The organism is Paracoccus sp. PAR01, from assembly GCF_014851995.1.
GTDB classification, from domain to species: Bacteria; Pseudomonadota; Alphaproteobacteria; order Rhodobacterales; family Rhodobacteraceae; genus Paracoccus; species Paracoccus litorisediminis.
The window spans coordinates 1-3,274 of record NZ_JACVAW010000057.1 but is presented as its reverse complement, the minus strand read 5'-3'; the positions used below and the strand labels follow the sequence as shown (position 1 = coordinate 3,274).

At 57.8% G+C, this 3,274-nt stretch carries 3 protein-coding genes; 2 read left to right on the top strand and 1 reads right to left on the bottom strand.

The features are described 5' to 3' along the window. Positions 1-110 precede the first annotated feature (110 nt). A complete protein-coding gene (locus IB235_RS24465) occupies positions 111-1,034 on the top strand; it encodes a Hint domain-containing protein (RefSeq protein ID WP_192338984.1) in 924 nt (307 codons plus the stop codon). 162 nt (positions 1,035-1,196) lie between these two features. Here the strand turns inward: IB235_RS24465 and IB235_RS24460 are convergent, their stop codons facing one another. Next, on the bottom strand, positions 1,197-1,946 hold the full coding sequence (locus IB235_RS24460) for a sulfite exporter TauE/SafE family protein (RefSeq protein WP_192338982.1): 750 nt from the start codon (positions 1,944-1,946) through the stop codon (positions 1,197-1,199). 97 nt (positions 1,947-2,043) lie between these two features. Between IB235_RS24460 and IB235_RS24455 the strand changes: the two genes are divergently transcribed. Continuing rightward, positions 2,044-2,925: a LysR family transcriptional regulator gene (locus tag IB235_RS24455; RefSeq protein WP_192338980.1), complete on the top strand. Its 882-nt coding sequence runs from the start codon at positions 2,044-2,046 to the stop codon at positions 2,923-2,925. Positions 2,926-3,274 lie beyond the last annotated feature (349 nt).

Sequence of the window (3,274 nt, the reverse complement as noted above, 5' to 3'; positions counted from 1 at the left end):
AGCGCCTGATTGTAGCTATGCCAGTTGGTGGTCTTGTACGTGGTCTTCGCCGGTCTGCTCATGGCCGCCAGCTATCATGCTGGATTCGCGCAGTGAATCCCTAGCCGCATTTGCGCAACAAGGCCATCGATGTCGACAATGACGGCACGCCGGAATACGTGGTGCGCGATCAGAACAACAACTCTCCGATGTCGCGTGACAATCAAACTGGCGCGCACATGGCCAAGATCAATCAAAGCCTGAACGTCTATTCCTACCCATACGAGGAGGGTGACCCTTCGCTCGGCACTACCGGGGGGAATCTGTATTTTGCGACCGATGGTGAGCCCTTCTCAGTCGGAGAGACCCGAGCGCCCGTTGATGATACGACCGGCGCGGACAACCAACTTATTCTGGACGATACCATTGTCTGCTTCACCCGTGGCACTCTGATCGCTACCCCCATGGGTTTGCAGAAGGTCGAAGATCTGCAGGTAGGTGATCTCGTTGAGACGTTGGATCGCGGGTCGCAGCCGATACGATGGATCGGCTCGCGCAAAATCGAAGGGGCAGCTCTCGCCCAACGCCCTGAACTTCGGCCAATCAAAATTCCCGCTGGTGCCTTGGGCAAGGGGTATCCGGAAAAGGATCTGATCGTCTCTCCCCAGCACCGCATCGCGCTATCATCCCCTATTACTCGACGAATGTTCGGTCAGGAGGAGGTGCTGGTACCGGCAAAGCACCTGATCGGATATGCTGGAATCGCCGTCGAGGCAGTGCCTGAAGTCGAATATTTCCACTTCGTCCTGGATCAGCACGAACTCGTTTGGGCAAACGGGGCGCTAACAGAAACCATGCTGGCAGGGCCGATGGCATTAAAGGCGCTTGGAACTGCGCAGTGCCGTGAGCTTGCAATGATCTTTCCGGAGATCGAGATGCCGAGTTTCACGCCTACGCCAGCTCGCCGGATACTCAAGCGGCACGAGAACAGACAGGCACTGCGACGCCATGAGAAGAACCACAAGTGCCTCTACGATGGGGTCAGTGCGAGTTAGATCAGGTTTCGTATATCAGCCGACGGACGACACCGGCAATCAAGTCCATCCGAACTGTGTGCATCGGCTATACTTAACTTGCATCTAAAACATCGAGTAGCGCCAACAGCGGCGTGCCGCCCGCCACCTGCTGTTCCGCGCTTCTCCATATGCTGCGAAACTTCACGTTACCGGACGCAGGACCATCTCTGCTCCGAGCAAGAGCAGGAACAGCAGGAACACCCGCTTGAAGGTGGTGGGGCTGATGCGGTTACGGAGCTTCTGTCCCGCCCACATGCCGAGCCAGGCCGGGCCAAGAGCCAGCAATGACAGCCCTAGCGTGTCCAGAGCGAAAGCCCCACGCGAGCCAAGCGCGACCGCCAGTGCCACCGTTGATACCGTGAATGACAGACCTAAAGCCTGAACCAAATCATTTCGGGATAAGCCGAGAGCTTGCAGATAGGGCACGGCCGGGATGACAAAGACGCCGGTGGCACCGCTGATGATCCCGGTCACCGCACCGACCATTGGCGACAGCATTGGCTCGATCTTGGCCGGAACGGAAAGTTGCCGTGCCAGCAGGGTGTATCCAGCGTAGATCATAAGGGCCACGCCCAGAACAACTGTTGCCGTGCCCGTATCTCCACCGGCAAGCCACCCCGCCCCGAGCATGGTCCCAAAAAAGTTCGCAAGCATCATCGGCCAAAGACGGAAGGCGATGGACCAGAACCATGGTCCCCCCAAAAGCTGCCAGACGTTCGTGACGAATGAGGGCAAGATCAGAAGACTGGCCGCTGCGAGGGGCGATATGAGCGCCCCCAGAATGCCCATTGCAACGGTAGGCAATCCCATGCCGGTGACGCCTTTTACGGCGCCAGCGGCGAAGAAGGTTGCGCCAATCGCAAGGATGAGGGGCACGGAGATGTCGGTCATGCACTTGTGTTACCCTGCTCCAGCGTCGGCACAATGCGGAGATGCCGCATCCAGCATTCGGCTATTCCGAAGGCTGGAAGGGTGATACGGTGCAGCTATGCGATTTGACCTGACAGATCTTCGACTGTTCTTAGCTGTTGCCGATGCCGGCAGCATCACACATGGTGCGGCGGATGTGAGCCTATCCTTGGCGGCAGCTAGCGAACGGTTGCGGGATATGGAAGCAATAGGGGGCGTAAAGCTGCTTGATCGCCAAAGGCGGGGTGTGGTTCCGACCGAGGCCGGAAGTGCGCTGCTTCACCACGCCCGTCAGATATTGCATCAGTTGGCCCAAATGCGGGGCGAGATCGGGCAATATGCCAAAGGGGTCCGCAGCACGATTCGGTTGCTAGCGAACACCGCCGCCATAACCGAAATCCTTCCTTCCCGCCTGGCACCGTGGCTGGCGGCTCATCCGCAAGTCGATATCGAACTGAAGGAGCGCCAGAGCATCGACATTGCTCGCAGCGTTGCCCGAGGGTTTGCGGAGCTAGGAGTTTTGTCAGATACCGCTGACACCACTGGCCTTGAGCTTCATCCATTCGCGACGGACCGTCTTGTGGTGGTGGTGGCGGGGAATCATGCCTTGGCATCAGCGCGGCAGGTCGGTCTTTCCGATCTTGCGGGTGAAGCCTTTTTGTCGCTTGCAGGCGGCGCATTGCAAGACCATCTGAACGCTCAAGCCGCACGCATAGGTCAGCCAATCAGGCCGCGCGTATCGCTGCGAACCTTTTCCGATATTTGCATGATGGCGGGGGGCGGCGTCGGCATCGGGATAGTCCCGGAGACAGCAGCAAGACGCTACCGCAGCGCCATGAACATCGCGGTCATCCGTCTTGCGGAAGATTGGGCAACGCGCCGACTATCCCTTTGCGTGAGGTCACACGGCGAGATTACACCTCTCGCGCGGGAACTGCTTCTTCACCTTCAGAAAGAGTGACGGAGAAAGGTCGCGAAGGTCGGCTATGTTCGCATCACTGCCGCCGTTGGTCTATCGCTTGAACTGCGTAGTCAAGAAAATATTACGATAATCGCTTCTTATCGAGATAAATGGAGATCTTTGCACAGCTCAGGGGGTAGGCTGCAACTGCACCGACTGGCGCGGAGGGCGCCCGCCAAGTATCTGAACAAGCCCGCTGCATGGGCGTTTTTGTATTCGTCAGGGAGTGTCCGATCTTTTGTGTATGACTGATCGGGTCCATGCTTCACCGAAAGGAAGCATGTATGACGATCTCGAAGGAAGTTCTCGACGAATTGCTGAAGGGCGTGGAACGGCCCGAAGACCTGCT